This window comes from Actinosynnema sp., from assembly GCF_052038725.1.
On the sequence record NZ_JBQGCX010000770.1, the window covers coordinates 1 to 1,743 of the forward strand.

At 73.8% G+C, this 1,743-nt stretch carries 1 protein-coding gene; it reads right to left on the reverse strand.

Going from position 1 to position 1,743, the window contains the following annotated elements; genetic code table 11:
* Positions 1–79 precede the first annotated feature (79 nt).
* On the reverse strand, positions 80–1,743 hold a 1,664-nt coding region (locus ACTUAL_RS15895; RefSeq protein ID WP_440900809.1), incomplete at its 5' end, for a proton-conducting transporter transmembrane domain-containing protein.

A 1,743-nucleotide genomic window follows, 5' to 3' on the forward strand; every position in this document is an offset into this window, starting at 1 on the left:
ACCTGAAGGTTGGCCCGGGTGAGCTCGACGAGGAACCAGCCGCCGAAGCGGAGGAGGCGCCACGCGCGGGCCAGCTGCCTCACGGTGCGGTCACCGCCTCGACGTAGCGGGTGGTGTCAACGAGGTTCTCCGCCGCGGTGACCGACAGGCCCATGAGGCCCTGGGCGCCGAGGCCGATGAGCAGGCTCGTGAGGGCGAGCACGGTGCCGGGCAGGACGAGCCCGAGCGGGATGCGGGCGCGGGGCGGCTCGGCGGCCGCGTCCCCGGAGGGCGCGGGGGTGCCGGTCGGTGCGGTGCCCGCGACCGCGGCGGGCTGGGCGGGGGAGGTGGGCGTGGGGCCCGTCGTCGCGACCGTCCGGCGCTCGGGGGCGGGCTCGGGGGCGGGCTCCTGGCCGTCGGCCGCGCGGGGGCGCTCGGCGGCCCGGTCGGCGGCGGGGTCCTTGCCCCAGAACACGCCGTTCCACAGCTTCATCATCGACAGCAGGGTGAAGACGCTGACGACGAGGGCGAAGCCCGCGGCGACCAGCGCGCCCTCCTCGACCGCACCGCGGATGAGGGAGTACTTGGCGACGAACCCGGAGAACGGCGGGATGCCGGTCAGCGACAGCGCCGCACCCAGGAACGCGAAGGCCAGGAGGGGCTCCTTGCGGGCCACCCCGCCCAGGCGCTTGAGGTCACCGGTGCCGCGGGTCTCCTCGACCGCACCGACCACGAAGAACAGGGCGGCCTTCACGATGATGTGGTGGACGAGGTAGAAGATGCCCGCCGCGAGGCCCACCACCCCGAAGAACCCGAGCCCGAGCAGGATGTAGCCGACCTGGCTCACCATGTGGAAGGCGAGGACCGCGCGCACCGAGGTCTCCCCCAGCGCGCCCAGCACCCCGATCGTCATGGTCGCGACGAGCACGACCTGCGCGACCAGGGCCCAGCGGGAGTCGCCGTCGTAGACGACGGAGTACACGCGGAACAGCCCGTACACGCCGATCTTGGTGAGCAGCCCGGAGATCATCGCGTTGACCGCGGTCGAGGCGTGGGGGTAGGTGCGGGGCAGCCAGGAGTGCACCGGCACCAGCGCGGCCTTGCCGGCCAGCGCCACCAGCACGACCGCGCCGGCCACGGCGGCCGAGGTGCTCTCGGCCGCGGCCCCGGCGAGCTGGCCGAGGTTGACGGTGCCCGTCACCCCGTACAGCAGGGCGATGCCGGTGAGCAGCACGGTGGAGACCAGCAGGTTGACCGTGAGGTACACCCGCCCGGCCGCGACCGCACCGGGGCGCCCGGAGCGGGTGAGCAGCACGTAGGAGGGGATGAGGGCGACCTCGACCATGACGAACAGGTTGAACAGGTCCGCGGTGGCGAACGCGCCGTAGACCCCGCCGGACATGACGAGGACCAGCGGCACGAAGTGCAGGTCGGTGTCGTCGCCGGAGCGGATGGCGTACCAGGAGCCCACGAGCACCAGCAGCGCCGCCACCGCGACCATGAGCCCGGTGAACGTGTCGGCGGCGAACGTGATCGACACCCCGGCCGGCCAGCCCGAGACCTGCTCGGCCAGGACGCTGCCGTCGCTGGTGGCCCACAGCAGCAGGCCCGCGTAGACCAGGACCAGCGCCGCGGTCGCCAGGCCCACCACGCGGCGGGCCACGACCGAGCGCATGAGGACCGTGGCGCCGGCGGCCAGCAGCGGCAGGCCCAGCAGCAGGGGCAGGGCCTCGGTGAGGAGCGCACGCAGCGACTCAGGCACGA